The 25,972-nt window shown below is 70.2% G+C and carries 25 protein-coding genes and 1 tRNA gene; 11 read left to right on the top strand and 15 right to left on the bottom strand.

The features are described from left to right. Position 1: 1 nt before the first annotated feature. Complete coding sequence (locus HJ588_RS01085) at positions 2-628, bottom strand: CE1759 family FMN reductase (protein ID WP_171151141.1); 627 nt, start codon at positions 626-628, stop codon at positions 2-4. Beyond that, positions 625-1,782 carry an LLM class flavin-dependent oxidoreductase gene (locus HJ588_RS01080; RefSeq protein WP_171155237.1) on the bottom strand — a complete coding sequence of 386 codons (1,158 nt, stop codon included), beginning with the start codon at positions 1,780-1,782 and terminating at the stop codon, positions 625-627. The genes HJ588_RS01085 and HJ588_RS01080 overlap by 4 nt, the downstream gene beginning before the upstream one ends. Before the next feature lie 277 nt (positions 1,783-2,059). Between HJ588_RS01080 and HJ588_RS01075 the strand changes: the two genes are divergently transcribed. Beyond that, the gene (locus HJ588_RS01075) at positions 2,060-2,713 is read left to right on the top strand and encodes a glycosyltransferase (protein WP_171151139.1); all 654 of its coding nucleotides are present in this window, start codon (positions 2,060-2,062) and stop codon (positions 2,711-2,713) included. On the opposite strand, the gene HJ588_RS01070 is transcribed toward HJ588_RS01075, so the two are convergent. Together HJ588_RS01070 and HJ588_RS01065 are read right to left on the bottom strand one after the other, a co-directional pair. Continuing rightward, positions 2,697-3,350 (bottom strand): TetR/AcrR family transcriptional regulator, encoded by a 654-nt coding sequence (locus tag HJ588_RS01070; protein WP_171151137.1) that lies wholly within the window; start codon positions 3,348-3,350, stop codon positions 2,697-2,699. The two genes, HJ588_RS01075 and HJ588_RS01070, sit on opposite strands and share 17 nt — an antisense overlap. A gap of 36 nt (positions 3,351-3,386) precedes the next feature. Further along, positions 3,387-3,462, bottom strand: a tRNA-Lys gene (locus tag HJ588_RS01065). A gap of 178 nt (positions 3,463-3,640) precedes the next feature. On the opposite strand from HJ588_RS01065, the gene HJ588_RS01060 reads away from it, so the two are divergent. From HJ588_RS01060 to HJ588_RS01045, 4 genes are all read left to right on the top strand, one after another. Then, positions 3,641-4,843, top strand: a complete 1,203-nt coding sequence (locus HJ588_RS01060) for an alpha/beta hydrolase-fold protein (protein ID WP_171151135.1) — start codon at positions 3,641-3,643, stop codon at positions 4,841-4,843. 85 nt (positions 4,844-4,928) lie between these two features. After that, positions 4,929-6,122 carry an alpha/beta hydrolase-fold protein gene (locus tag HJ588_RS01055; RefSeq protein WP_171151133.1) on the top strand — a complete coding sequence of 398 codons (1,194 nt, stop codon included), beginning with the start codon at positions 4,929-4,931 and terminating at the stop codon, positions 6,120-6,122. Further along, entirely contained in the window at positions 6,119-8,677 is a 2,559-nt protein-coding gene (locus tag HJ588_RS01050) for a DEAD/DEAH box helicase (protein ID WP_171151130.1), read from the top strand. The genes HJ588_RS01055 and HJ588_RS01050 overlap by 4 nt, the downstream gene beginning before the upstream one ends. 98 nt (positions 8,678-8,775) lie before the next feature. Continuing rightward, positions 8,776-9,420, top strand: coding sequence for a hypothetical protein (locus HJ588_RS01045; protein WP_171151128.1), 645 nt, complete (start codon positions 8,776-8,778; stop codon positions 9,418-9,420). Positions 9,421-9,680: 260 nt separating this feature from the next. Here HJ588_RS01045 and HJ588_RS01040 read toward each other — a convergent pair whose 3' ends face one another. The 9 genes from HJ588_RS01040 to HJ588_RS01000 all read right to left on the bottom strand — a co-directional run bounded on the left by HJ588_RS01040 (position 9,681) and on the right by HJ588_RS01000 (position 19,359). Then, positions 9,681-9,965 (bottom strand): hypothetical protein, encoded by a 285-nt coding sequence (locus tag HJ588_RS01040; RefSeq protein WP_171150723.1) that lies wholly within the window; start codon positions 9,963-9,965, stop codon positions 9,681-9,683. Positions 9,966-10,070: 105 nt separating this feature from the next. Then, positions 10,071-10,847 (bottom strand): phosphate ABC transporter ATP-binding protein PstB, encoded by a 777-nt coding sequence (pstB, locus tag HJ588_RS01035; protein WP_171151127.1) that lies wholly within the window; start codon positions 10,845-10,847, stop codon positions 10,071-10,073. 48 nt (positions 10,848-10,895) lie between these two features. Next, positions 10,896-11,828, bottom strand: coding sequence for a phosphate ABC transporter permease PstA (gene pstA, locus HJ588_RS01030; RefSeq protein ID WP_171151124.1), 933 nt, complete (start codon positions 11,826-11,828; stop codon positions 10,896-10,898). After that, positions 11,825-12,832 (bottom strand): phosphate ABC transporter permease subunit PstC, encoded by a 1,008-nt coding sequence (gene pstC, locus HJ588_RS01025; RefSeq protein WP_171151122.1) that lies wholly within the window; start codon positions 12,830-12,832, stop codon positions 11,825-11,827. Before pstC ends, pstA begins: the two co-directional genes overlap by 4 nt. Before the next feature lie 150 nt (positions 12,833-12,982). Beyond that, on the bottom strand, positions 12,983-14,116 hold the full coding sequence (gene pstS, locus HJ588_RS01020; RefSeq protein ID WP_171151120.1) for a phosphate ABC transporter substrate-binding protein PstS: 1,134 nt from the start codon (positions 14,114-14,116) through the stop codon (positions 12,983-12,985). 119 nt (positions 14,117-14,235) lie between these two features. Then, on the bottom strand, positions 14,236-15,210 hold the full coding sequence (locus HJ588_RS01015; RefSeq protein ID WP_171151118.1) for an NUDIX domain-containing protein: 975 nt from the start codon (positions 15,208-15,210) through the stop codon (positions 14,236-14,238). Beyond that, entirely contained in the window at positions 15,207-17,474 is a 2,268-nt protein-coding gene (locus HJ588_RS01010; protein ID WP_171151116.1) for an RNA degradosome polyphosphate kinase, read from the bottom strand. Before HJ588_RS01010 ends, HJ588_RS01015 begins: the two co-directional genes overlap by 4 nt. A 37-nt stretch (positions 17,475-17,511) precedes the next feature. Beyond that, positions 17,512-18,417, bottom strand: a complete 906-nt coding sequence (gene mshD, locus HJ588_RS01005; protein ID WP_343036540.1) for a mycothiol synthase — start codon at positions 18,415-18,417, stop codon at positions 17,512-17,514. A 234-nt stretch (positions 18,418-18,651) separates the two neighbouring features. Then, the gene (locus HJ588_RS01000) at positions 18,652-19,359 is read right to left on the bottom strand and encodes a winged helix-turn-helix domain-containing protein (protein WP_171151112.1); all 708 of its coding nucleotides are present in this window, start codon (positions 19,357-19,359) and stop codon (positions 18,652-18,654) included. A gap of 130 nt (positions 19,360-19,489) precedes the next feature. On the opposite strand from HJ588_RS01000, the gene HJ588_RS00995 reads away from it, so the two are divergent. Next, a complete protein-coding gene (locus tag HJ588_RS00995) occupies positions 19,490-19,729 on the top strand; it encodes a MoaD/ThiS family protein (protein ID WP_171151110.1) in 240 nt (79 codons plus the stop codon). A gap of 31 nt (positions 19,730-19,760) precedes the next feature. Then, positions 19,761-20,525, top strand: coding sequence for a hypothetical protein (locus tag HJ588_RS00990; RefSeq protein WP_171151108.1), 765 nt, complete (start codon positions 19,761-19,763; stop codon positions 20,523-20,525). A gap of 3 nt (positions 20,526-20,528) precedes the next feature. Here the strand turns inward: HJ588_RS00990 and HJ588_RS00985 are convergent, their stop codons facing one another. Both HJ588_RS00985 and HJ588_RS00980 read right to left on the bottom strand, forming a co-directional pair. Further along, positions 20,529-21,107, bottom strand: a complete 579-nt coding sequence (locus tag HJ588_RS00985; protein WP_171151106.1) for a heme-binding beta-barrel domain-containing protein — start codon at positions 21,105-21,107, stop codon at positions 20,529-20,531. A gap of 40 nt (positions 21,108-21,147) precedes the next feature. After that, positions 21,148-22,539 carry an LCP family protein gene (locus tag HJ588_RS00980; RefSeq protein ID WP_171151104.1) on the bottom strand — a complete coding sequence of 464 codons (1,392 nt, stop codon included), beginning with the start codon at positions 22,537-22,539 and terminating at the stop codon, positions 21,148-21,150. A 64-nt stretch (positions 22,540-22,603) separates the two neighbouring features. On the opposite strand from HJ588_RS00980, the gene ygfZ reads away from it, so the two are divergent. The 4 genes from ygfZ to HJ588_RS00960 all read left to right on the top strand — a co-directional run bounded on the left by ygfZ (position 22,604) and on the right by HJ588_RS00960 (position 25,957). After that, positions 22,604-23,650 carry a CAF17-like 4Fe-4S cluster assembly/insertion protein YgfZ gene (gene ygfZ, locus HJ588_RS00975; protein ID WP_343036539.1) on the top strand — a complete coding sequence of 349 codons (1,047 nt, stop codon included), beginning with the start codon at positions 22,604-22,606 and terminating at the stop codon, positions 23,648-23,650. An 80-nt stretch (positions 23,651-23,730) separates the two neighbouring features. Beyond that, positions 23,731-24,075 carry a helix-turn-helix domain-containing protein gene (locus tag HJ588_RS00970; RefSeq protein ID WP_171151101.1) on the top strand — a complete coding sequence of 115 codons (345 nt, stop codon included), beginning with the start codon at positions 23,731-23,733 and terminating at the stop codon, positions 24,073-24,075. 51 nt (positions 24,076-24,126) lie between these two features. Then, positions 24,127-24,864 (top strand): hypothetical protein, encoded by a 738-nt coding sequence (locus HJ588_RS00965; protein WP_171151099.1) that lies wholly within the window; start codon positions 24,127-24,129, stop codon positions 24,862-24,864. A gap of 121 nt (positions 24,865-24,985) precedes the next feature. Then, a complete protein-coding gene (locus tag HJ588_RS00960) occupies positions 24,986-25,957 on the top strand; it encodes an asparaginase (protein WP_343036538.1) in 972 nt (323 codons plus the stop codon). Positions 25,958-25,972 lie beyond the last annotated feature (15 nt).

Raw genomic sequence — 25,972 nt, 5'->3', positions numbered from 1 at the left:
TTCAGTTGGGGTTGTTGCCTTTGGGTATGCCGCCGAGCAGCGCCCGCATCTGGTCGAGCTCGTCGCCGCCGGACGGTGCCGGTGCGGAGCGCGGCCCGCAGGCTGTCAGCAACCGGACGAATCCCTCTGCGGCGCGGTCGATCCGGGAGCTGAGCCCGCTGTTGCCGTCGCCGCCGAAGTCACCGGTGGCGGCATACACGGCGGTCGGCGCGACGATCGCGTGCAGGTAGGAGAACATCGGCCGCAGGGAGTGCTCGAGCACCAGAGAGTGGCGCTCGGTGCCGCCGGTCGCGGCGATGAGTACCGGCATGCCGTCGAGGCTGGGCAGTGGCAGCACGTCGAAGAACAACTTGAAGAGCCCGCTGTAGGAGGCGTTGAAGGCGGGAGTCACGGCGATCAGCCCGTCGGCCGAGGTCAGGGTGTCGAACGCCGCCTGCAGCTCCGGGCTGATGAAGCCGGTGAGCGTGGCGTCCATCAGCGCCTTGCCGTAGAGCCGCAGATCGATCATCGGGAGCTCGACGCTGCCGGCCGGCAGGTCCTTGCGGACCGCCTCGGCGAGCCGGTCGGCGAGCAGGCGCGTGCTGGACGGCTCGCGAAGCCCGGCGGTCACGACCGCGATCGTCGTCATGCCTGGTCACCCTCCGATGTTGTTGCTGTGTCTGGTTTTTCGGCCGCGGGGGTCGCGTCGGCTGCTTCCTTGGCTTCCTTGGCTTCCTTGGCCGCGACCAGCGACGCGTGCGTCGGTGCGTCGGGCACGTCCGCCGGGCGCCCCTTGGCAAACTCCTCCCGCAACACCGGCACGACCTCCTCGCCGAGCAGGTCGAGCTGCTCCAGCACGGTCTTCAACGGCAGCCCGGCGTGGTCGAGCAGGAAGAGCTGCCGCTGGTAGTCGCCGACATAGTCGCGGAAGCCGAGCGTGCGCTCGATGACCTCCTGCGGCGACCCCACGGTCAGCGGCGTCTCGCGGGTGAACTCCTCCAGGGACGGGCCGTGGCCGTAGACCGGCGCCTCGTTGAAGTAGGGCCGGAACTCGCGCACCGCGTCCTGGCTGTTGGGCCGCATGAACACCTGGCCGCCGAGTCCGACGATCGCCTGCTGCGGCGTGCCGTGGCCGTAGTCGGAGAACCGTTGCCGGTAGAGCTCGACCTGCTGCTGGGTGTGCGACGGTGGCCAGAAGATGTGGTTGGCGAAGAAGCCGTCGCCGAAATAGCCTGCCAACTCTGCAATTTCGGGTGACCTGATCGAGGCGTGCCAAACGAACGGCGGCACGTCGTCCAGGGGGCGCGGTGCGAGCGTGAAGCCCTGGAGTGCGGCGCGGAACTTGCCGCTCCAGTTGACGACCTCGTCGTCCCAGACCGAGCGCAGCAGCTGGTAGTTCTCGACCGTCAGCGGTATGGCGGCGCGGATGTCCTTGCCGAACCACGGGTAGACCGGGCCGGTGTTGCCGCGCCCGAGCATGACGTCGGTGCGGCCGTCGCAGAGGTGTTGCAGCACGCTGAAGTCCTCGGCGATCTTCACCGGGTCGTTGGTGGTGATCAGCGTGGTCGAGGTCGACAGCAGGAGGCGTTCGGTCTGCGCGGCGATGTAGGCGAGCAGGGTCGTCGGCGACGACGGCACGAAGGGCGGGTTGTGGTGCTCGCCGGTCGCGAAGACGTCGAGGCCGACCTCCTCGGCCTTCTTGGCGATCGCCACCGTCGCCTTGATGCGCTCGTGCTCGCTCGGCGTCTTGAGGGTGGTCGGATCGCGGGTGATGTCCCCGACTGTGAAGATCCCGAACTGCATTTCGCTCATGCGACGCATCACCCCTGCACGTGTCGTGGCCAGTGGATGATCAGTCTTTCAGACGGTTGCCCGACGTTGTGCTCGGCTGCAACCCACTCAACCTGCCCACCGCCGGCGTGCCGCCGGTCGGCGCGGGGTGGGCGCCTACCACCGGCGTTGCCGGCCGAGTCCGCAACGCGGCGGCGCGCTGGGCGATCGAGCGCCTCGTCCTCGGTTCGTTGCAGTCGGCGGCGGGTGAGGCAGCAGCCGGCGCAGGCGTTCGACTGCCGGGCCCGTCATGGACTGGCTGTCGTGGGTCGACGAGATCGTGCAACTGACCGTCCCCGGGTTCGAGTACCCGCGGGAAAGTACGGTGCCGGTGCGCTTTGCCGGGCCGCTCTCGCGCAGCGGCGACAGCGACCATCCGCTGCCGGACTGGTGGGCGGGCCTCGATCCGAATCGGCCGACCGTGCTGGTGACGCAGGGCTCGGCCGTCCCCGATCCGCACAACCTGATCCTGCCCGTCGTCGAGGCGGCCGAGGGAATGGCGCTCAATCTGGTCGTCTCGGCCCCGGATGTCATGGAGCTCGGGCGGCTGCCGTCATACGCACGCCGCAGCCCGTTCCTTCCGTATGACGCTGTGTTTCCCCGGCTGTCGGCGTTCGTCACCAACGGCGGGTATGGCGGAGTCGGCTTCGCGATCCGGCACGGCGTCCCGGTGCTCTCGGTCGGGGCGTCCGAGGACAAGGGTGAGGTCGCGGCACGAGTGCGCTGGAGCGGTCTCGGCATCGGGATCCGGCGAAACCGGATCCCGCCTGCTCGTGCGGGGCGGGAACTGGGCCGGTTGCTGATGCAGCCGGCATATCGTCAGGCCGCGGCCCGCTTGCAGCGGCAGGCAGCCGAAGCGCCCGGACTCGACAGCATCGTCGCGGCGGTCAGCGGCCGTCCTTGACTGTCGGCTGCGGCAGCACCGCCTCGACGGACGTGACGATCTGGGCGGCGGACCACCGGCGGAAGCGGTCGCGGGACCACCCGCAGCGCAACACCAGGTGGTCGTAGCCGGCGTGCGAGACCGTCAGGATCAGCACGTCCGCGACGCCTTGCCGGCGCCGGGCCGACAGCGCCGGGTGCTGCGCGAGCATGAGCAGCATGTCGGTGCGGTGGGCGAAGCGGAGGTCGGTCAGCAGCGCGGCGACCTCCGGATCGCTCGCAGCGGCGACCTCGATCGCCCGGAAGACGCCGACGGACGCCGCGATGCCGTCGATCAGCGGACGAAGGATGCGCGCGATGGAGGGCTCGTCGAAGCAATCGAAGGGTGCCATCTCGAACGATGCGAGTGCTCGTTCCTGCTCCCGGCCCATGAAACGAGCGAAGAAGGCCGCCCCGAGCAGTGCCACCTTCGGGCCGTGGGCGCGGATCGCCTGCGCGCTGACGCCCGCGGAACGGGCGATCTCATCCATCGTCGTCCTCGAATACCCTTGGGACTCGAAGAGTTTCGCGGCTGCCTCCAGGACAGCAGCTCTCTCGCCACCGGCTCTCGCCCCGCCTCGTGAGGCAGATCTGGGTGACGTGTTGCGCGGACTGACCATCCGACCACACTAGGACGAATCGGTTGGCCGTGAGACTGGTGGGCCCTGTGGGGCTCGAACCCACAACCTACGGATTAAAAGTCCGCAGCTCTACCAATTGAGCTAAAGGCCCCGGCGTGCGCTGGTCAAGCGTAGTCGGCGCCCGCGCGCCCGTCACATCCGCCCGACCGCACACCCGGGCTGTCACGTAGCCTGCGCCCTACGTGCAGGGGGCTGCCACCGTCCGTCCAGTTTGACCGATGACGATGAGGATCGCGGGCGGATGCGTAGCGGGGGAAAGTGGGTGGGTCGTGGGTCCCAACGGTCTGGGCACCGTGATCGTGCTGTGGCTGCTGACCACGGCCGTGGTCGGCGCGACGGTCTGGTTCTGGCATTTCATCGGGGAGCGCAGCATCCGCGGCATCGCCGCCCGGATCGCCAGCCAGGTGGTGGTCATCGTCTGCGCGCTCGCCGCGGCCACCGCGACCCTCAACCACCAGTACGACTGGTACGTCGGCTGGGGCGAGGTGCGCGACGCGGTGTTCGGCGTGCAGGCGTCGGCGGCGAAGGGGGAGACCAAGGTCGCCGGTGCGAAGGCGCAACCGCGCATCGACGCCAAACAGGAGAAGCAGCAGGACAATTCGGCGGTCGTCAAATACCGCGCGACGCGCGACGCGACCCAGCGCGACCTCCGGCTCGCCCCGAAGCCCGGCGCGACCGGGCAGTACGTGCGGGTGACCGTGCCGGGCCTGACCGGACTGCCGCAGAGCAAACGCCTCGGGCGGGTGATCGTGTGGCTGCCTGCGTCATACACCGACCCGACGCAGCAGGATCGCCTCTACCCGGTCATCGAAGGTTTCCACGGCGCCCCCGGCGGGCCGCTGGACTGGGCACGCGTCGACCACGTCGAGGGCGTGATCGCCAAGGCGGTCGCCGACAAGTCGGTCGGCGAGCCGATCCTCGTCTTCCCCGACTACATGCCCGGCGCGGTCGACACCGAATGCCTCAACGGCGGTGCCGTGCAGATGGAGACCTGGCTGACCCGGACGGTGCCGCAGTGGATCACCGAGCACTTCCGCGTGCGCACCAGCGCGGACTCGTGGGCGACGATGGGCTACAGCGCCGGCGGCTGGTGCTCGGCCATGGCCGGCCTGCTGCACCCCGACCGGTATGCCGCGAGCATCGTCATCGGCGGCTACTTCACACCGGAGCTCACCAACTGGAACCCGTTCGGCACGGCCGGCCCCCCTGCGCGCTACGACCTGCTGCAACTCGCCGCGGACCACGCGCCACGCACCAACCTCTGGCTCCAAGTGGCCGCCGACGACCCCACCTCCGGCAAGGCGTCGGCGCAGCTCGCGCGCGTCGCGCGACCACCCTTGTCGGTCACCACCTTCAACCAGCCCGGCGTCGGCCACCGGATCTCGGTCTTCATGGCGGCGCTGCCCGTCGGGCTCGACTGGCTGGGCAGGACGCTCCCGTCCTTCGCGCCCGCCAAGGGTGCCTCCTCGTGAAACGTTCAGCCTGACCAGGCATGATGTGGAGGCTGGGCGCATCGGGGCGCCCACGGTGTGGGCGGAAATCGGGGGATTTGTCGTCGTGGAACCCAATGGCACCGGGACGGTGCTGATCTGCTGGCTGCTCGCCGCAGGCGCCTTCGTCGGCGTCGTGCTGCTGTGGCCGAAGCTTGCCGGGCGGACCGTGCGCGCCGTCGCCGGCCGTGTCGGAATGCAAGCGCTGACAACGTTATTGGTCGTGCTCGCCGTCGGCGCGACGCTGAACGAGCAGAACGGCTGGTATGCCGACTGGAGTGACCTGCGCGGCGACCTGCTCGGGCAGGCGACGCCGCACGGGGTCGAAGCAACGCACGGCGCGAGCCCTCCGCCGCTCGGTCCGGTGCCGTCCGCTGTGACTGCGGACGAGCAGGCCCGTTCGTCGTATGCCGCGAGCCGCGAGCGCACCGAAGGAAGTCTCCGGCTGCGGCCGAACCCCGGCGCCGGCGGGCAGTACGTCAAGGTGCGCATCCCGGGACCGACCGGCAAACCGGCGCGCCTGCTGATCTGGCTGCCCGCGGCATACACCGACCCCGCACAGGCGTCGCGGACCTTCCCGGTCATCGAGGCCTTCCACGGCGTCCCCGGCGGCCCCGGTGACCTGCGCCGGCCGATCGGGCTGGGCGCCACCATCTCCGAGCTGGTCGCCGAACGCCTTATTGCGCCGACGGTCGTCGTCGCCCCGGACTACACCCCCGGCGCGCTCGACACCGAGTGTGTCGACGCCCCGGGCCTGCCGATGAACACCTGGCTGAGCAAGGACGTGCCGCAGTGGGTGATCCGCAATCTGCGGGTGCGCCCCGACCCGGCGTCGTGGACCACGCTCGGCTACAGCGCCGGCGGCTGGTGCGCCGCGGTGACCGCGATGAACCACCCCGACCGGTTCGGTTCGATGATCGTGCTCGGCGGCTACTTCAAGCCGATCTTCAACTCCTGGAAGCCTTTCGGCAGGTCACTCCCGGCCCGTTACGACCTGCTGCGCATGGAGCGTGAGGCGCCGCCGCGACTGACCGCGTGGGTGCAGGTCGCCCTGCAGGACCCGGTCTCGGGGCGGGTCAGCCAGCGCTTCGCGCACGACGCCCGGCCGCCGATGTCGGTCACCTCGATGACGTGGCGCCGGGTCGGTCACCGGATGAGTGTGTGGATCTCCGCCATACCCGACGCACTGCAGTGGCTGGCCCGCACCCACAGTGCATACGCCCCGGAGGGAGGCGCGCCTGCGATCATGGGCGCGCCATGACCGAGAAGAACCTCACCGACCACCTGCCCGCGACCGACGACGCCGACGAGATCTACGCGCGCTTCGTCGCCTGGGCGAACGATCGTGGCCTCCGGCTCTACCCGCACCAGGACGAGGCGATCATCGAGCTGCTCGCCGGCGCCAACGTCATCCTCGCCACCCCCACCGGCTCGGGGAAGTCACTGGTCGCCACCGCCGGGCACTTCGCGGCGCTCGCCGGCGACCGGGTGAGCTTCTACACCGGGCCGATCAAGGCCCTGGTCTCGGAGAAGTTCTTCGCGCTCTGCGAGATCTTCGGCGCCGACAACGTCGGGATGCTCACCGGCGACGCCTCGGTCAACCCGGACGCCCCCGTGATCTGTTGTACGGCGGAGGTGCTCGCCAACATCGCGCTCCGTGAGGGGGCCGGCGCCGACGTCGGCCTGGTGATCATGGACGAGTTCCACTTCTACTCCGAGCCCGAACGCGGCTGGGCCTGGCAGGTGCCGCTGCTGGAGCTGCCGCAGGCGCAATTCCTGCTGATGTCGGCCACGTTGGGTGACGTGACGCTCTTCGAGGAGGAGCTGACGGCCCGCACCGGCCGCCCGACCGCGACCGTCGCCACCACCGAGCGTCCCGTGCCGCTCGCCTACCGGTGGGCGATGACGCCGCTGCACGAGACGATCGAGGACCTGCTGCAGGCCAAGGAGGCGCCGGCATACGTCGTGCACTTCACCCAGGCCGCGGCGCTGGAGCAGGCCCAGGCGCTGATGAGCATCAACATGCTGAGCCGGGAGGAGAAGGACCGCATCGGCGAGATCATCGGCGGCTTTCGTTTCTCGGCCGGTTTCGGCCGCACGCTCAATCGCCTGGTGCGCCACGGGATCGGGGTGCACCACGCCGGGATGCTGCCGAAATATCGCCGGCTGGTCGAGACCCTCGCGCAGGACGGCCTGCTCAAGGTCATCTGCGGCACCGACACCCTCGGGGTCGGCATCAACGTGCCGATCCGCACGGTGGTCTTCACCGGCCTCACCAAGTTCGACGGCAGCCGGCAGCGGCTGCTGAAGGCGCGGGAGTTTCACCAGATCGCCGGCCGGGCGGGGCGCGCCGGCTTCGACACGAGCGGCTCGGTCGTGGTGCAGGCGCCGGAATATCAGATCGAGAACGCGCGTGCGCTGGCGAAGGCCGGCGACGACCCGAAGAAGCTGCGCAAGGTGCAACGCAAGAAGCCGCCCGAGGGCTTCGTCAACTACACCGAGGAGACCTTCGAACGTCTCGTCGGCGCCGACCCGGAGCCGCTGCAGTCGCGGATGCGCATCACCCACTCGATGCTGCTCAATCTCATTGCGCGACAAGGCGATCCGTATACCGCGGTGCGCGACCTCGTGCGCGGCAATCACGAGGACGAGCGGCGCCGCCGGCGCCTTGCCCGTCGGGCGATCACGCTCACTCGGGAGTTGCTCACCGCCGGTGTCGTGGAGCGCCTGCCGCAGCCGCTGCCCGACGGTCGCGGACTGCAACTGGTGACCGACCTGCAGTCCGGCTTCGCGCTCAACCAGCCGCTCGCGCCCTTCGCGCTCGCCGCTCTCGACGTGCTCCCGGCGGTCGAGGGCACCGACGGTGAGGTCGACGCCCTCGACGTGGTGTCGGTGATCGAGTCGATCCTGGAGGACCCGCGACCGGTGCTGCTGGCTCAGCGCCGCAAGGCGCGCGGCGAGGCCGTCGCGCAGATGAAGGCCGACGGCATCGAGTATGACGAGCGGATGGAGCTGCTGGAGGACGTCACCTGGCCCCAGCCGCTCGCCGAGCTGCTCGACGCCGCCTTCGAGACCTACCGCGCGAGTCAGCCGTGGGTGAGGGAGACCGAGCTGTCCCCGAAGTCCGTCGTGCGCGAGATGTACGAAAACGCCTGGAGCTTCGGCGATCTCGTGCGCCACTACGACATCGCGCGGTCCGAGGGCATCGTGCTGCGCTACCTGACCGACGCCTATCGCACCCTGCGGCAGACCGTGCCCGACGCGCGCAAGAACGACGAGCTCGACGACCTCATCGAGTGGCTCGGCGAGGTGATCCGGCAGACCGACTCCAGCCTGCTCGACGAGTGGGAGGAGCTGGCCAACCCGTCGCTGCACGAGGAGCGCGCCGCCGAGGTGCCCCTCACGCCGCGACCGATCACCGCCAACGCCAAGGCTTTCCGGGTGCAGGTGCGACGGGGCATGTTCCACCGGCTGGAGCTTGCTGCTCGCCGGGACGTGGTGGCGCTCGCTGCTCTGGAGCGCTCGGTCGCCTCGTCCACCGAGCCGCCCACCGAGACGGTCATGGACGAATCCGCCTGGCACGACGACCTTTCCGCATACTTCGCCGACCACGACGAGATGCGCACCGACGCGGACGCGCGGGGCCCGTCCTACCTGCGGATCGAGGAGGGCGCGCAGAAGTGGCAGGTGCGCCAGGTCGTCTCCGACCCCGAGGGCGACCGGGACTGGGGCATCGACGCCGAGGTGGACCTGGCCGCCAGCAACGCCGCCGGTCAGGCGGTGATCGTCGTGCTCGGTCTCAACCGCATGGACTGAGTGCACCCCAGAGATCCGGTGAGGAGCGGAGCCGCCGCTCCCAGGCCGATCGCCTACGCTCGTGCGGTCGGATCAATCCCTCGCAGCGAAGGAGCGACATGACCGACCAGGGCGACGAGCCGCGCAAGCCGCGCCGGCCGGCGATGTTCAGCCCCGGCGCCCTCGACGCACAGGAGAGCGGGCTCGATCCCGCGGAGGTCTCCGAGGTCGCCCATGAGACGGCCGCGGTGCTGGTCGGCACGGGACGGGCCGCCGACGACCCGGACCTGACCAGGAGGCTGGTCAGTCTGGTCGACGAGCTCGGGATGTCCACGGTCGCGCAGTTGTGGGCCGGGCGCCCTGCGGTGAGCCTGCCGGGCGCGCTGTGGCGTCTCTACGCGATCCGTGAGTGGGTGCGCCGCGACGGGGTGGGCGTGGCGATCGATTACGACCTCGGCCGGCACCACGCCGACGTGTCGCACGCGGTCGCCGGCGCCGCCGAGCCGCCGTCGCCCGAGGCGTTGCGCGAGCTCGTCGACGCGATCCTGACGGGGGTCTTCGATGGGGATCTGGCGGTGGCGCTGGAGCGCGCCTCGGCGTTCTGCCGGGTGGTGTCGATCGGCCGGGCCTACCGTGCCGACGAGCACGACGGGTATGACGAGGAGTCGGCGTCCGGTGCCACCCGCAGCGCGGCGCAACTGCTCAGCACCGCCCAGGATCTGCACCGGGCGGCGGCCGCCTGGCGTGCAGGCGACCTGACCTGAAGCACGGCCTGAAGGACCTGGACACGAGGGAAGAAGTGGTTGCGTCGGGCCGGGAGCGCCTCACGGCGCACGGCCGCTCGTAGCGGCGAATTTTGGGACCCGGGGCTGCCGCGGCCCGACGCAACGACAAGCGTAACGGCATCCACCCGGTGGTTTGTTCCATCCGCGGGGGCGGCGATCCCGATCGACTGGGTGATTCATGCCACGCCGGTGCCGGCACCGGCCTCGGCCCGGCTCGTTCTCGGCACCTCGTGCCCGCTTCAGCGGTGGTCGGTGACGCCGAGCACGACCTTGCCCTTGCCGTCGCAGCTGCCCCGATGGTCGCGGGCGTCGTCGCGCGCCTTGTCGCGTGACCGGCGGGCACGCCCGGTCCAGTCGCAGCTCTTGCAGTAGCCGAAGGCGAAGCTGCCCTGCTCCTTGGTGAGGTCGTCGTCGAGGCTGACGACCTGCGCGGTGCGTTTCTTCCCTGCGGAATCGGCGACCTTCAGCTTGTCGCCCTTGCGGGCGAGAAACTTCGGGCGCCTGGACTCCTTGTCCTTGGCCACCCTGCAATGATGCCGGACCGGCGGGCGCGCGCGTCACCGGTTCCCGCCAAACATCCGATGTGTATGACGAAGCTCACGTCATACGGGCACCGCGGGTGCCGTCGGTCAGCCGAAGCGGCCGGAGATGTAGTCCTCGGTGGCCTTCTTGGTCGGGTTGTTGAAGATCTGCTGCGTGTCGTCCATCTCGATCAGGTTGCCCGGCTTGCCGGTGGCCTCGAGGTTGAAGAACGCGGTCTTGTCCGAGACGCGGGCGGCCTGCTGCATGTTGTGGGTCACGATGACGATCGTGTACTGCTCCTTGAGCTTGCCGATCAGATCCTCGATCGCGAGCGTCGAGATCGGATCGAGCGCCGAGCACGGCTCGTCCATGAGCAGCACCTGCGGCTCGACCGCGATCGCGCGGGCGATGCAGAGGCGCTGCTGCTGACCACCGGAGAGGCCCGCGCCGGGCTTGTTCAACCGGTCCTTGACCTCGTTCCAGAGGTTCGCGCCCTGCAGCGACTCCTCGACCTTCTGGTCGAGCACCTTCTTGTTCTTGACCCCGTTGAGCCGCAGCCCGGCGACGACGTTGTCGCGAATCGACATGGTGGGGAAGGGGTTCGGGCGCTGGAAGACCATCCCGACGGTGCGGCGCACGGCCACCGGGTCGACGCCCGGCGCGTAGAGGTCCTCGTCGTCGAGCATGACCTTGCCCTGCACGTGACCGCCGGGGATCACCTCGTGCATCCGGTTGAGGGTGCGCAGGAAGGTCGACTTCCCGCAGCCCGACGGACCGATGAACGCGGTCACCGAACGCGGCTCGACCGTCATCGAGACACCTTCGACGGCCTTGAAGTCGCCGTAGAAGACGTTCAGGTCCTTGACGTCGATGCGCTTGCCCATGTCGTTGCTTTCCTAGCTGCTAGTGGTGGGTGTCGGTCGCCCGAAGGGTCAGCTCTTGACCCGGGTGAGACGGCCGATGAGCCGGCCGAGCAGGTTGATGACCAGGACGATCAGGATCAGCGTGCAGGCCGCGCCCCAGACCCGGTCGGCGCTGACCTGGTCGCTGGACATGTTCAACAGGTTGGTGTTGATCAGCGTAGGCAGCGCGGCCATGTTGCCGGAGAACGGGTTCTGGTTGAGGAACTGCGTGTACTGCGCGAGGATCAGCAGCGGCGCGGTCTCGCCGGCTACGCGGGCGAAGCCGAGCAGCGAACCGGTGACGATGCCGGAGAACGACGTGGGCAGCACGACCTTGACGATCGTCTTCCACTTCGGCACCCCGAGTGCGTATGACGCCTCCCGCAGCTCGTTCGGGACGAGCTTGAGCATCTCCTCGGTCGAGCGACAGACGACCGGCACCATCAGCAGCACGAGAGCGAGCGAGCTGCAGAACGCGTTGAGCTGCCAGCCGAAGAACGTCACCCACACGGCGTAGAGGAACAGACCGGCGACGATCGAGGGGACACCGGAGAGGATGTCGACCATGAAGCTGACCGCGCGGGCGAGTGTGCCGCGGCCGTACTCCACCAGGTAGATCGCGGTCATCACCGCGACCGGGATCGCGATGACCGAGGTCAGCGCGGCGATCTCCAGCGTGCCGACGATCGCGTGCCGGGCACCGCGCACGTTGGTGTCGAAGCCGGGCGCGCCGACACCGGACTGGTCCTTCTGCCACCAGGTGACCGAGAGCATCGTCGAAAGGCCCTTGGACAGCACGGTCCAGAGGATCCACACCAGCGGGATCAGCGCGATGAGGAACGCCGCCCAGATGACGACGGTGGCGATGTTGTTCTTCAGCACCCGGATGCCGGACTTGCCGTGGTCGATGCCGCCCAGGTCGCCGGCCTCGGATGCGGGAATGTCCTTCACGTCGAGGCTCATTCGCTGAATGCCTTCCTACGCTCGATGACGACTCGCGCCACCGCGTTGACCACGAAGGTCAGGATGAAGAGGACCAGACCCGCCGCGATGTAGGCGCCGGTCGAGGTGCCGCCGGAGAACTCCGAGGCGCTGTTGGCGATCTTGGAGGCGAAGGTCTCACCGCCGTTGAACAGCGACCAGGTCCACTTCGACCCGTCGGGCAGCGCGGACAGGATGTAGAGCACGGCGACCGTCTCGCCGAGCGCGCGGCCGAGGCCGAGCATCGAGGCGCTGATGATGCCGGGCTTGCCGAACGGCAGCACCGCGGTGCGGATCATCTCCCACTTGGTCGCGCCGAGCGCGAGCGCCGCCTCCTGGTGGGCGGCCGGGGCCTGCGAGAAGACCTCGCGGGTCAGCGCGGTGACGATCGGCAACACCATGATCGCCAGCACGATGCCGACGAGGAACATCGTGGTGCCGCCGCCGACGCTGGGCACCTTGGCGAAGAGCGGGAACCAGCCGAACGCGTCGCTCAGCCAGTTCTGCACCGGTTCGTACTTCGGCGCCACGACGAAGACGCCCCACAGGCCGTAGACGATCGACGGCACCGCGGCCAGCAGGTCGATCAGCGTGGCGGCCGGTCCGGCGAGCCACCGGGGCGCGTAGTGGGTGAGGAAGAGCGCGATCGCGATGGCGAACGGCACCGCGATCACCAGGGCGACGATCGAGGTCGCGACGGTGGTCCACAGCATCTGCGCGATGCCGAAACGGCGACCCGAGACGTTCCACTCGCGGCTGGTGAGGAAGTTGACCTTGTCGTCGCCGATCGCCGGGATCGCCTGGAAGAGCAGGAAGAGCGCGATGAGCACGACCGCTGCGATGACGAGGATGCCGCTGCCGATGGCGAGGCCGCCGAAGACCTTGTCACCGGCGCGGCCGGTGTTTGCGTCGTCGCCGCGCAGTGGCGGTTGCCCGTCGGGGCCGGGCAGCCCGTCCGTGAGCGAGGCTCCGGTGGATGAACTCATCTGATCTCCGTGAGGTGCTCAGGCGGCGTCATACCTGATCGCCGGCTGATGGTGCGTGGGGCGGGGAGTTTCGCTCTCATCATGCAGGTCTCGTGCCTGCGGGGGTATCGCGTGGTTCGCGATACCCCCGCAGGTGATGCTCTCGGGTCGTCAGCTGATCGAGTTGATCGAGTCGACGACCTTGGTCTGGATCGCGGCGGGCAGCGGGGCCGCGCCGACGCCCTCGAGCGTCTTCTGGAAGTCCGGCGAGGCCATGTAGGAAAGGAACGCCTTGACGTTCTTGCCCTTGGTGGCGTCGGCGTACTTGGAGCAGACGATCTCGTAGGTGACCAGGACGATCGGGTAGGCGCCGGCCTCCTTGGTCGTGTAGTCCAGCTTCAGCGACAGGTCCTTGCCCGTGCCGACGACCTTCGCGGCCTCGACGGCGTTGCCGGCCGACGCGCCGGTCAGCTCCACGCCGTTGACCGAGGCGAAGTGGAGCTTGTTCTGGACCGCGTAGCCCCACTCGATGTAGCCGATGCCGCCGTCGGTGGCCTTGACCGCGGTGGCGACGCCGGCGGTCTTGGACTTGCCCTGGCCGACGGTGCCGGTCCACTTCTTGGACTTCTTCTCGGTCCACACGGTGGGGGCGGTCTTGTTCATGTAGTTGGTGAAGTTGTCGGTGGTGCCCGACTCGTCCGACCGGAAGAACACCGAGATGTTGGTGTCGGGCAGCTTCGCGCCCTGGTTGGCGGCGGCGATCGCCGGGTCGTTCCACTTCTTGATCTTGCCGGAGAAGATCTTGGCGATCAGGTCGGGCGTGAGGTTGAGCTTGTCGACACCCTTGACGTTGAAGGCGACCGCGATCGGGCCGGTGACCATCGGCAGGTTGAGCGCGTCCGAGCCGCAGGCGGCCTTGGCCTTGGCCGGCTCGCCCTTGTCGGCGTTGAGCGCCGAGTCGGAGCCGGCGAAGTCGACCTGCTTGGCGATGAAGGACGTGATGCCCGCGCCCGAGCCGGTGCCGTTGTAGGACACCTTGGCGCCGCTGCACTTGGTCTGGTAGCTCGAGATCGCCTGGGTGATCGCGTTCTGCTGCGCGGTCGAACCCTCTGCGTTCAGGCTGCCGGAGAAGCAGTCCCCCGCGCCGGAAGCGGTAGCCGAGCCAGCGGCCGCACCCGAACCCGAGCCACCGGACCCGGCCGAGTTTCCGGAGGAGTCGCTGTTGGAGGAGCTACCGCAGGCGGCGAGCGCGAGCGCCGCGACAACGGCGACGCTGGACGCGCGCCCGATACGGGTGATCTTCACGAGTGGTGCCTTTCGAGGGATTCCAGGTCAGCGAGGACGAGCGATTGACCCGTCGCGCCGACGGTAGGGACGCCGCGTGACGCACTACCGCCGAGTTGGTGAACAACGGGTGAATGCCGTTACAACGTGGGAAGAAACGCCCCTGCCGGTCGCTGCCGCTCGACGCTGACCACCCGGGCGGTCGCGCCGGTGCCGACCACCTGCAGGACGAGTGCCTCGCCCTTGTCCATACCGGCACGGGTCACCTCGCCGAGGGTCCGCGCGGCAGCGGACCCCGGGGCCGTGCGTCGCCGCAGGTCGGCGAGGACGGCGGGCAGCACCGGGCGGTGGGTGCAGATCGCCGCGGGCTCCCCGTGCTCGAGCACCCGGTCGGTGTGCCGGGTCGCCTTGGCCGGCTCGGCGGCGAAGCCCTCCTCGGACAACCCCCGCTTGGTGCGCAGACGCAGGCCGGCCGCTGCGGCATACGGCTGCACCGTCGCGTAACAGCGTGCGGAAGGTGAGGTCACCACCCGCTCGATGCCGTATGCCGCAAGCACCGGCACGAGGGCCCGCGCGCGGCGCTTGCCGAGGTCGTCCAGCGGCCGGTCCCAGTCGTCGCCGGACCAGCCCTTGCGCGCCACCGCGTCGCCGTGCCGGATCACTACGAGCGGCCAGGTCTGCAGCAGCCTGCCGCGATCGGCGTCGACGACCGCCTGCAGCTGCAGCGCGTCGCGCACGTAGCTGAAACGGGTCTGCGCCTGCGCCGGGGTCAGCCACGCGACCTCGTCGATCTCGTTCTCCAGCTCGCCGCTGCCGCCCATGACCTCCGCGGCCCAGTAGCGGATCTCCTTGAGCTGGCCGCGTTGCATCGAGTAGACCGAGCGCGGCAGGGGGATGCCGATGCGCGGCCGGAAGCCGGTCTCCTCCAACACTTCTCGCGCCGCCGCGCTCACCCAGGTCTCGCCCGGGTCGAGCTTGCCCTTGGCCCACGACCAGTCGTCGTACTTCGGCCGGTGGACCAGCGCGACCTGCAGCTGGTCGTTCTTGCGGCGCCAGAGCACGGCTCCGGCTGCCGGCACCGTGGTCGGGCGCCGGGTGACGGTGCGCGCCGTCACCGGCGGCGGGCCTTGCGCTTGCGTTTGGCGTAGCTCTCGACGAGCCCGGCCTGCAGGTCGGGCAGCGGATTGCCCTCGCCGTCGAGGTGGTGCCGCTCCCAGCGGCCGTCGCCGTGCAGGTGCCAGGAGGAGGTGTCCGGTGACATCGCCTGGTCCAGCAGCCGGCTGAGGGTCTCGATGTGCTTGGGCGACTGCAGCCGCACCAGCGCCTCGACGCGGCGGTCCAGGTTGCGGTGCATCATGTCGGCGCTGCCGATGAAGACGACGTCGTCCTCGCCCTCGATCGCGAAGCGGAACACCCGCGAGTGCTCCAGGAACCGGCCGAGGATCGACCGCACGGTGATGCGGTCGGACAGTCCCTCCACCCCGGGCCGTATGGCGCAGATGCCGCGCACCCAGATGTCGACGTCGACCCCGGCCTGCGACGCGCGGTAGAGGGCGTCGATGACCTCCTCGTCGACCATCGAGTTGACCTTGATCTGCACCCGCGCCTGCTTGCCGTCCCGCGCCGCGGCGATGGTGCGCTCGATCTGCTCGATCAGGCCGGTGCGCACCGAGCGCGGCGCGACCAGCAGCCGCTTGAACTTGCTGCGCGGAGCCATGCCGGACAGCTGGTTGAACAACCGCGACAGGTCCTCGCCGACCTCGCGGTCGGTGGTCAGCAGACCCAGATCCTCATAGAGGCGAGCGGTTTTGGGGTTGTAGTTGCCGGTGCCGACGTGCGCGTAGCGGCGCATCTCGCCGCCCTCCTCGCGCACGACGAGGCACAGCTTGGCGTGGGTCTTCAGCCCGACCATGCCGTAGACCACGTGCACGCCCGCGCGCTCCAGCTTGCGGGCCCAGGTGATGTTGTTCTCCTCGTCGAAGCGGGCCTTGATCTCCACCACGGCGAGCACCTGCTTGCCGGACTCGGCGGCGTCGATGAGGGCGTCGATGATCGGCGAGTCACCGCTGGTGCGGTAGAGCGTCTGCTTGATCGCGAGCACGTGCGGGTCGGCAGCCGCCTGCTCGATGAAGGCCTGCACCGACGTCGAGAACGAGTCGTAGGGGTGGTGCAGCAGGATGTCGCCGGCCCGCATCGCGTCCATCACGTCGGACTGTGCGGACCGCTCGACCGGTGCGAGGTCGGGGTGCGCCTTGGCGACGAACGGTGGCCAGCGCAACTCCGAACGGTCAAGATCGGCAACGGTGTTCAGCCCCCGCAGGTCGAGCGGCTCAGGCAGGCGGTAGACCTCGTCGTCGCGGACGCCGAGCTCGCGCACCAGCAGGTCCATCACGTGGTCGTCCATGTCGTCGGCGACCTCGAGGCGCACCGGTGGCCCGAAGCGCCGGCGGGTGAGCTCCTTCTCCAGCGCGGTGAGGAGGTTTTCGGCGTCGTCCTCCTCGACCTCGAGGTCCTCGTTGCGGGTGACCCGGAAGGTGAAGTGCTCGCGCACCTCCATGCCGGGGAAGAGGTATTGCAGGTGCTCGGCCATGACGTCCTCGATCGCCACGAAACGCGCGTCATACAGCTTGTCGTCCTGCTCGCCCGCAGGCAGTTTGATCAGCCGGGGGAGCAGCGGCGGCACCTTGACGCGGGCGAAGTGCTCGCGGCCGGTCTTGGGGTTGATCAGCACGACCGCGAGGTTGAGCGACAGGCCGGAGATGTAGGGGAACGGGTGGGCCGGGTCGACCGCGAGCGGGGTCAGCACCGGGTAGATCTGGTTGCGGAACAGCGTGTTGAGGTGCTCGCGGTCGCCCTCGGTCCACTCGCCGGGGCGGACGATGCGGATGCCCTCGTCGGCCAGCGCGGGCCGGATGTGGGTCTGGAACATCCGCGCGTGCACCTGCATCAGCTCGTGAGCGGCGTTGCTGATCTCGTCGAGCACCTCGCGCGGCTCGAGCCCCGATGCGGAGCGGACGGCGAGGCCGGTGGCGATGCGGCGCTTCAGGCCGGCGACCCGCACCATGAAGAACTCGTCGAGGTTGCTGGCGAAGATCGCGAGGAAGCGGGCGCGTTCGAGCAGCGGCACCAGCGGGTCGCCGGCCAGCTGCAGGACGCGCTCGTTGAACTGCAGCCACGAGATCTCGCGGTCGAGGAACCGGTCGTCGGGCAGGTGCTCGTCCGGTTTCTCCAGCTCGGGGGCGACCCGGATGAAGCGGCCGTTCGCGCCGCGGGCGCGCTGGGCCGCGCGGGTCTGCAGTCGCACCAGCGACGCGTCGCTGGCTGCCGTCTGAGTGGCCGGGTCGACGGCGGGAGAAGTGGCCGGCTCCGTGGCGTCCATGGTCCCTATCGTTGCAAAGCTCGGGCGGGGCCGCAGCCTAAGGCCGCGCGTACATCACGTCGACGGCGCTCCGGGCGAAACCGAGCCGGGTGTAGGTCGCGACCGCCGGCTCGTTGTCGCCCTCCACGTAGAGGGAAATGCGTTGCACTCCACGGCTTTTCAGGTGCTGCAGGCCGAGCGCGGTGACGACCTTTCCCAGGCCGTGGCCCTGCCGGCCCGGGTCGACCGCGACGACGTAGACCTCGCCCTCGGCCGGGTCGGCCGGCTCGATCTTGGTCCAGTGCGAGGCGACGATGCCAGCCGGGGCGAGCCCGCGAGCTTCGGCTGGAGGAGGAGCCGAGGCGGCGGGGTCGCCGGTGGTGTCGTCGACGATCAGGATCAGGCCCTGCGGGTCCCACCACTCCTCCGACATCCGTTCGTCGAGGTCGGCCCTCGTCATACGGCCCTGCTCGGGGTGGTGCACGAACGCGCGCGCGTTGAGATCGAGCCAGGCATCCTCGTCGCCGGGGCGGAAGGTGCGCGCGGTGAAGCCCTCCGGCACCTGCGGCGCGGCGATCTGCGGGTCGGCGTCGACCGCGCGGCGCATCTGCCACAGGTTGCGCACCACCTGCAGCCCGAGCTTGTCCGCGATCGCCCGGGCGCCGAGCAGGTCGCCGTGCGCCCACAGCCGGGCGTCCGGCCGCTGCTCGAGCACCTCGGTGGCGAGGCGCTCGCCGTGGCCGCGGCGGCGGTGGTCGGGGTCGACGACGATCTCGGCCGAGCCGTCGTCCGCGACATACGCGCCGGCGGTGACGGCTCCGTCGGTGCGGATCACGTGCTGGGGCTCGGTGTGCCGCAACGCCAATCGCGTTGCCTCCGAAAAGGGTTCGACGCGGTCGGCGGCGGTGGCGCGGGCGGCGATGGCGAGGAGTTCGTCGGCGGCAGGTGGGGGTGCGGCAGTCACGGGATCATCCTGCCGCACGGGTGGCGGCGCGTGCATAGGTCGCGACCGTTGCGGGTTGTGCACGGTTGCGGGTGCCGGGGCGTGCAGACGTCGCGACCGTTGCGGGTTGTGCACGGTTTCGGGTGGCGGGGCGTGCGTAGGGCGCGACCGTTGCGGGTTGTGCACGGTTTCGGGTGGTGGGGCGTGCGTAGGGCGCGACCGTCGCGGGTTGTGCACGCGTATGACGCCGCCCGGTCACGCGTTGCTCGGCGCCTCCTGCTGCTGCCGCTGCTCGGACGAGCCGACGAAGCGGTAGCCGACGTTGCGGACGGTGCCGATCAGCGCCTCGTGTTCCGGGCCGAGCTTCGCGCGCAGGCGGCGCACGTGCACGTCGACCGTGCGGGTGCCGCCGAAGTAGTCGTAGCCCCACACCTCCTGCAGCAGCTGGGCCCGGGTGAAGACCCGCCCCGGGTGGGCCGCGAGGTGCTTGAGCAGCTCGAACTCCTTGTAGGTCAGGTCGAGCGTGCGGCCGCGGATCCGCGCGGCATACGCCTCCTCGTCGATGGTCAGTTCGCCGGCGGTGATGCGGGCCGGTTCGTCGGACTCCTCGGGGGCGGCCCGGCTGGTCGCCAGCCGGATGCGGGCCTCCACCTCGGCCGGGCCCGCGGTTTCGAGGATCACGTCGTCGATCTGCCACTCCGCGGTGAGTGCGGCCAGCCCGCCCTCGGTAAAGACCGCCAGCAGCGGCGCTGACTGCCCGCTCGTGCGCAGTAGCCGGCTGAGGCCGCGGGCGCCGGCCAGGTCGCGGCGGGCGTCGACCAGCACCACGTCGCAGTCCGGCGGCTCGACGAGCGCCTGCGGCTCCGGCGGCAGGATGCGCACCCGGTGGCCCAGCAGGCCGAGCGCGGGCAGCACCTCGACACTCGCGCCCGGCGAGTCGGTGAGCAGCAGGAGGCGGGCCACGAGACGGCTATCCGTGGTCCGGGGATGACGTCATACCTTGCAACAATAGAGAATCCGCCGGCGTCGCTCACCGGGTTCGCCCCCGCGGTGACCGGCGCCACACCGCGCCGCACACGCAGAAAGGCCCTTCATGCAGCAGGTCACGGTCCGCTATTGGGCCGGCGCCCAGGCGGCCGCCGGCGTGCACGAGGAGACCCTCGACGCCGCGAACACCGACGAACTGCGCGCCGCCGCCGTGGCCGCGCACCCCAAGCTTGCCCCGGTCTTCGCGGTCGCCTCGCTGCTGGTGGACGGCCGCCGGGTCGAGCCCGGCGCGGCGTTCGCGGCCGGGAGCACCGTCGAGGTGCTGCCGCCGTTCGCCGGCGGGTGATGGGAGGATGCCCCCTGTGCCATCCGCCAGCGTGACCGCGTCAACCGCCCGTCTCACCGCCGCCCCGCTCGGCGTGGTCGCCGGGCTGATCGCGGCCGCGCTGCTGATCCTCGGCGCCTACACCGGGCACGACGTGACCGCGTATGCCGGACTGCTCGCCGGCCTGGTGCTGGCCTGGGGCTGGCCGGTGCTGCTCGATCTGCCGCGACCACCCGGCACCAGTGCGGTGCTCGCGGTCGGCGCCCTCGGCGCGGCCGGCATCGTGGCCTTCTCCGGTGACGGAGAGGACGGCATGCGGGCACTCAGCGTGGTGCTCGCGATCGCGCTGGTGCTGGCCTTCCTGCACGAACTGCTGCGCACCGACGGACGCCACCAGTTGGTGGTGTCGCTCGCCGGCAGCGCACTCGGGCTGGCGCTGCTCGCCAGCGGTGCCTTCTACGCCGGTGCCGCGTCCCATCCCTTCGGCGACCACGCGGTCGCGGTGGTCGCCGGGGCGAGCGCGCTCGGCCTGGTCGCCGAGGCGCTGCTCGGCCGCGGGGCGTCCGCGGAGTGGGTGCTGCCGGTGGGCCTGCTGCTCGGTGCCGCCGTCGGCGTGCTGGTCGGCATCGGCACCGACGGCCACTGGAACGTCCTGCTCATCGCCGGCCTGGTCGCCGCGGCGGTCGCCACCGCGGTGCGCCGCGTGCTGTCGGGGCTGCCGGCGACCGAGCCCGCCGCCCGCCTGGCGTATGGCGCAGCCGCCGTGCTCTCGACGGGCGTCGTCGCCTACGCCGCGCAGTGGGCGATCAATCGCTGAGCGTCATACCTCGCCCTTGGGCGACTCGTCCGGCGCGCCGGCATCGGCCGGCGGCTCGTCGCCCGCGTCGTCGGTGAAGACCGGCCCGGCGGCGCGCTGCAGCTGCGCGGAGGCGTAACTCTGCAGCGGGTGACCCATCGCGGCGATGTCGGCCGCCCACATCAGTCCGCCCTGCACGTAGCCGTAGAGACGGTGACCCGCGGTGTATTCACGCGCGCTCGGGCTGCGCAGCACCCCGTCGGTGCGCAACTCGGCCTTGGCCGGCTCGGTCTTGCCGTAGTAGAGCTCGACGACGCCGGTCGGGTGCGTGAGCAGCAGCTCGACCTCGGAGTCGGGCAGCGGGCGCCAGAAACCCAGCTCGGTCTCGAAGAGCTCGCCGCGCCCGCCGTCGGCGCCGAGGCGCCAGCTACGCGCCTCCCAGCGCAGGAACGGCCCGCCCTCGTGGGTGCAGCTCACCTGCTGAACGAACTGCACCTCCTCCTGGTCGGGGTAGCCGGCGATGCCGGTGCCCTCCCACTGGCCGAGCAGCCAGGCGAGCGGTGCGAGATCGGGATGCATGGTCGGGTCGAGTTCGATCGGCACCCGGCCCATCGTAGTCAGCCGCTGATCGGTCAGCCGGTCGTCAGCGGATGTCGTTCCTGCCGGAGGTGTAGGACGTCATCTTGTCGTGGTAGATCGCCTGCCCGAGCCGCTTGATCTGCGCCATGTCGACGTTGTCGATCGAGCCCGCGACCGGGTCGTTGCCGAACGGGTTGTTCGCGTCGAGCGGCGCCGTGTAATAGGTGATGTCGCCCGAGCGCAGGTTGCGCAGGTCGAAGGCCAGGTTGCGGATGTCGGCGGTCGAGGTGCCCTGGTCGACGGTCGTGTACTTGGTGAGGTCCTTGACCGTGTCGGTCAGCTTGACCGGGTTGAGCAGGGTGCCGGCCGAGAGCGTCTTCTTGACCACCGCGCTGATCCAGGCCTGCTGGTTGCGGCCGCGGTCGACGTCGCCCTGGGCGAGCTGGTGGCGCTCGCGCACGAAGCCGAGCGCCTGCTCGCCGTTCATCATGTTGTAGCCCTGCTTGAAGTTGCCGTAACCCTTCTCGTTGAACGGCTGGGCGACGTAGACGTTCACGCCGCCGAGGTCGTCGGTCAGGTCGGCGAAACCCTTGAAGTCGATCATCGCGTAGCGGTTGATCACCACCCCGCCGAGCAGATCCGAGATGGTCTGCGCGAGCAGCGCCGGACCGCCGTAGGCGTAGGCCGCGTTGATCTTGTTCTTGCCGTGCCCCGGGATCGAGACGTACATGTCGCGGGGGAAGTGGATGACCTGCACGGCCTTGTTGCCGCTGCTGATGTGCACCAGCTGTATGACGTCGGAGCGCCCGTCGGTGGTGTTCTTCACGTCGGTGGAGCGGGTGTCGCTGCCCATGAGCAGGATGTTCTGCGAATCTCCCGCGTCCGCAGCGGGTTTCACCGTGCTGCTCGGCAGTGCGGCGCCGTGTTTGATGTTGGAGCCCAGCACGTGGTTGAGGTAGAGCAGGAAGCCGCCGAGCGCGAGCGCGATCACCAGCACCATCGACAGCAGGGTGAGCAGGGTGACTTTCAGCCAGCCGGCTTTCTTTCTGGTCTTCCTCCCGCCGCGGCGGCCGCGGCCGGAGCCGCCCGCGCCACCGGAGCCGCCGTCGCCACCCCGACCGGAGCCGCCTCCCGAACTGCCGGAGCTGCCCGGTCCGTCGGAGCCGCCGGAACCCGACGGTGCGGCGCCCGGCAGCGCGCTGAGGTCCTCGTCGGCGAACGGGGCGGGGCTTGCCGGCTGCCGGGGCTGCTGGGGCTCCTGGCGCGTATCGGGTTCGGTCGTCTCGGCGGTTGCCTGCGCGGTGGATCCCTGCGCGGTGGATCGCGGTGTCCCGGACCGCTGCTCGGGCTCCCGGCGGGCGCCGGCGGCATGCTCGCCATGCTGGGGTAGGCGTCGTTGGCCAGCCACGTCATCGAACGAGAAGTCGTCGAATGCGCCGCGGTCGTCCCGAGTCATGGCGCAAAGTGTAGGTGGGCGGTGTGCCGCCGACGGTCACCCGCGCCGGACGTACGCTGGAGTGGTGACCACGACGACCAACCACAGCCCGCTGCTCGACCGGCACGGCGCGGTGCCCGGCGAGGGACTCGACGCAGGCGTCGCCGCCCACTACGGCGACCCGATGCGCGAGCAGCGCCTGCTGGAGCAGGGGCTCGCCGCCGTCGACCTCTCCCACCGCGGCGTCGTCACCGTCACCGGGCCGGACCGGCGCAGCTGGCTGCACTCGATGACCACCCAGTCGCTCACCGACCTCCCGCCGCACACCTCGACCGAGTCGCTCGTGCTGAGCCCGCACGGGCACGTCGAACACGCCCTGCACGTCCTCGACGACGGCACCACCACCTGGCTGAGCGTCGAGCCCGGCACCGCTCCCGCGCTCGTGGAGTGGCTGGACAAGATGCGTTTCATGCTGCGCGTCGAGGTCGCCGACGTGACCGACGCCTACGCGGTGCTCGGCGAGCCGATCGGGTCCGAATCCCTTCCCGCAGAGCTGGATTCGCGAGGCGTGATCGCCTGGCGCGATCCGTGGCCGGAGCTGGGCGCCGACTCTGCGCCATACAGCGAGGTGGAGGTGCACCCGGCGACCGGTCGGGCCTGGCGGGAGTTGATCGTGCCGCGCGACCGGCTGGTGGCCGAGATCGGCGACCGGCCGCTCGCCGGCACCTGGGCCGCCGAGGCCGAGCGGGTCGCGGCGTGGCGTCCGCGTCTCGGCGTCGACACCGACCACCGCACGATCCCGCACGAGCTCGACTGGCTGCGCACCGCCGTCCACCTGCACAAGGGCTGCTACCGCGGGCAGGAGACGATCGCCCGCGTGCACAACCTCGGCCGTCCGCCGCGACGGCTGGTCTTCCTGCACCTCGACGGCTCCGGGCACGTGCTGCCGGACGCGGGAGCCGACCTCGTCACCGCGCCGGGGGAGCGCCCAGTCGGCCGGATCACCTCCGTCGCCCGGCACGTCGACGACGGTCCGATCGCGCTCGGCGTGGTGAAGCGCAACACCCCCGTCGACGCCGCGCTGTATGCCGGTGAGGTCGCGGCCGCGCAGACGCCGATCGTCGCGCCGTAGCCGCGGCTCGCAACCCGTGTGACGTGCTTCACGCTCACTACAGCTTGCAAAATGCTAACTGTAGTTAGCATGATGGGGGCGTGAGTCCGAACCCGGTGAGCGATGTGGGCAGCTACCTCAAGGAGCAGCGCCAGCAGGCGGAGCTTTCTCTGCGGCAGCTCGCGGAGCGCACCGGGATCTCCAACCCCTATCTCTCGCAGATCGAGAGAGGGCTCAAGCGGCCCAGTGCCGAGATCCTGCAGGCCATCGCCAAGGGTCTGCGCATCTCGGCCGAGCAGCTCTACGTGCAGGCTGGCATCCTCGATGCCGTCCCGGACGGCGCGACCGAGCTCGACGTGCGTCGCGCGATCAAGGCCGACCCCAGGCTGACCGACCGGCAGCGCAAGGCGCTGCTCGACGTCTACGAATCCTTCGTGGGCGACTGATCAGACCCCTCGCCGCTTCGCGGCATTCGAACACCGAAAGGTAGGCATCTCATGGCCAACACCCTGAAGAAGACCTTCGACCCCGCTCCGTTCTACGCCCTGGTCGGCGCCGCCGACTACGCCGTCGAGAACGTCCGCGAGACCCTCGACAACGCCGCCGGCGCCGCCGCCGCGTTCCGCGCCGAGCTGTCGCCGAAGAACGTCCAGACCCGGATCGTCAGCACTGTCAACGGTGTTCGCGAGCAGGTCGAGGCGCTGCCCTCGGTCGCGACCGAGCGTTACGAGTCGGTCACCGACGGTTTCGAGCGCACCTACGACGAGCTCACCAAGAGCTGGGACGGCCTGGTCGAGCGCGGCGAGAACGTCACCCGCGAGCTGCGCAACCAGCCGGCCGCCAAGAAGCTGACCGAGCAGGTCGAGGACGCGACCGGCCGCGGCAAGGCTGCCGTCGCCCAGGCGCGCAAGACCGTCTCCGACACCCAGGACACCGCGGTGAGCGCCGTGTTCGCCGCCCGCAAGGAAGCCGCCAAGGGCGTCGCCGAGCTTGCCGGCCGCGTGGGCGACGAGGCCGCCGAGCTCGAGGCCGAGGCCAAGACCGCGCAGCGCAGCAACGCCGCCAAGGAGGGCGCTGCCAAGCCGACCGCGAAGCGTCCGACCCGTCGCGCCGTGAGCAAGAAGGCGACGACCCGCAAGACCACCGCTTCGAAGGCCCCGGCCAAGAAGACCACGGCCAAGAAGACGACCGCCAAGAAGACCACCGCGAAGAAGGCTCCGGCCAAGAAGGCCTGACCTCGAGCGACCTACCGTAGGCGTTGCCCGGAAAAGCGAAACTGCTTCCCGGGCAACGCCTTCGGCGTTCCGGGCCAGCCCGCTCGTGGCTGTATGACGGTGCGGTCCTATCGTCAAGGTCGTGTCTGCATCGTTCACCGCACTGTCCGAAGCCCCCGTCGTCGCGCAGGTCGAGCGCGGCGGTTTCGTCGAGTCGGTCCACCGCGGGGTGGCCGTCATCACAACGCCGAGCGGCGAGGTGGACTTCGCGATCGGCGACGCGACCGCACCGCACTTTCCCCGGTCGTCGAACAAGCCGATGCAGACCCTCGCGATGCTGCGCTCCGGGCTGACACTGCCCGAGCCGCGCCTCGTCGCCCTGTCCGCGGCCAGCCACTCCGGCGAGGCGTTCCACCTAGAGGGCGTGCGCGCCATACTCGCCGCGGCGGGACTGACCGAGGGCGACCTGCAGAACACCCCCGATCTGCCCTATGACGAGACGGCCCGCGACGAGTGGCTCCGGGCCGGCAACGGCCCCACCTCGATCACCCAGAACTGCTCCGGCAAGCACGCCGCGATGCTCGCCACCTGCGTGGTGAACGGCTGGGACACCGCGACCTACCGGGACCCGTCGCACCCCCTCCAACAGGCGATGGCGGCGACGATCAGCGAGCTCGCCGGCGAGCAGGTCGCCGCGACCGCGGTCGACGGCTGCGGCGCACCGGTGATGGCGATCTCGCCGGCCGGGCTGGCGCGAGCATTCGGCGTGATCGCCGCGGCGAAGGAGGGCAGCCACGAGGCGACCGTGCGGGACGCGATCCGCGCGCACCCCGAATACCTGGGCGGCACCCGCCGCGACGTGACCGCGCTGATCCGCGGCGTCGACGGCCTGATCGCCAAGGACGGCGCGGAGGCGGTCTACGCGGTCGGTCTCGCCGACGGCCGCGGTCTCGCGGTGAAGATCGCCGACGGCGGGCAGCGCGCCCGACCGGTCGTGATGGCGGCGTTGCTGCGGCGCGCGGGCGTCGACGGACCCGCGGTCGACGCGCTCGCCAGGATGGACGTGCTCGGCCACGGCGAGCCGGTCGGCGCGGTCACCGCGGTCGGCGTCTGACCGTCCGCGCGCACC

This window comes from Flexivirga aerilata (assembly GCF_013002715.1).
Taxonomy (GTDB): Bacteria; Actinomycetota; Actinomycetes; order Actinomycetales; family Dermatophilaceae; genus Flexivirga; species Flexivirga aerilata.
Note: the sequence above shows the minus strand (reverse complement) of the source record. Positions and strands in the feature narration are given on the sequence as shown.

Coding starts and splice junctions, on each gene's coding strand:
- HJ588_RS01085 (WP_171151141.1), bottom strand. CDS start 628: ATGACGACGATCGCGGTCGTGACCGCCGGGCTTCGCGAGCCGTCCAGC.
- HJ588_RS01080 (WP_171155237.1), bottom strand. CDS start 1,782: ATGCAGTTCGGGATCTTCACAGTCGGGGACATCACCCGCGATCCGACC.
- HJ588_RS01075 (WP_171151139.1), top strand. CDS start 2,060: ATGGACTGGCTGTCGTGGGTCGACGAGATCGTGCAACTGACCGTCCCC.
- HJ588_RS01070 (WP_171151137.1), bottom strand. CDS start 3,350: ATGGTCAGTCCGCGCAACACGTCACCCAGATCTGCCTCACGAGGCGGG.
- HJ588_RS01050 (WP_171151130.1), top strand. CDS start 6,119: ATGACCGAGAAGAACCTCACCGACCACCTGCCCGCGACCGACGACGCC.
- HJ588_RS01045 (WP_171151128.1), top strand. CDS start 8,776: ATGACCGACCAGGGCGACGAGCCGCGCAAGCCGCGCCGGCCGGCGATG.
- pstB (WP_171151127.1), bottom strand. CDS start 10,847: ATGGGCAAGCGCATCGACGTCAAGGACCTGAACGTCTTCTACGGCGAC.
- pstA (WP_171151124.1), bottom strand. CDS start 11,828: ATGAGCCTCGACGTGAAGGACATTCCCGCATCCGAGGCCGGCGACCTG.
- pstC (WP_171151122.1), bottom strand. CDS start 12,832: ATGAGTTCATCCACCGGAGCCTCGCTCACGGACGGGCTGCCCGGCCCC.
- HJ588_RS01010 (WP_171151116.1), bottom strand. CDS start 17,474: ATGGACGCCACGGAGCCGGCCACTTCTCCCGCCGTCGACCCGGCCACT.
- HJ588_RS00995 (WP_171151110.1), top strand. CDS start 19,490: ATGCAGCAGGTCACGGTCCGCTATTGGGCCGGCGCCCAGGCGGCCGCC.
- HJ588_RS00980 (WP_171151104.1), bottom strand. CDS start 22,539: ATGACTCGGGACGACCGCGGCGCATTCGACGACTTCTCGTTCGATGAC.
- HJ588_RS00965 (WP_171151099.1), top strand. CDS start 24,127: ATGGCCAACACCCTGAAGAAGACCTTCGACCCCGCTCCGTTCTACGCC.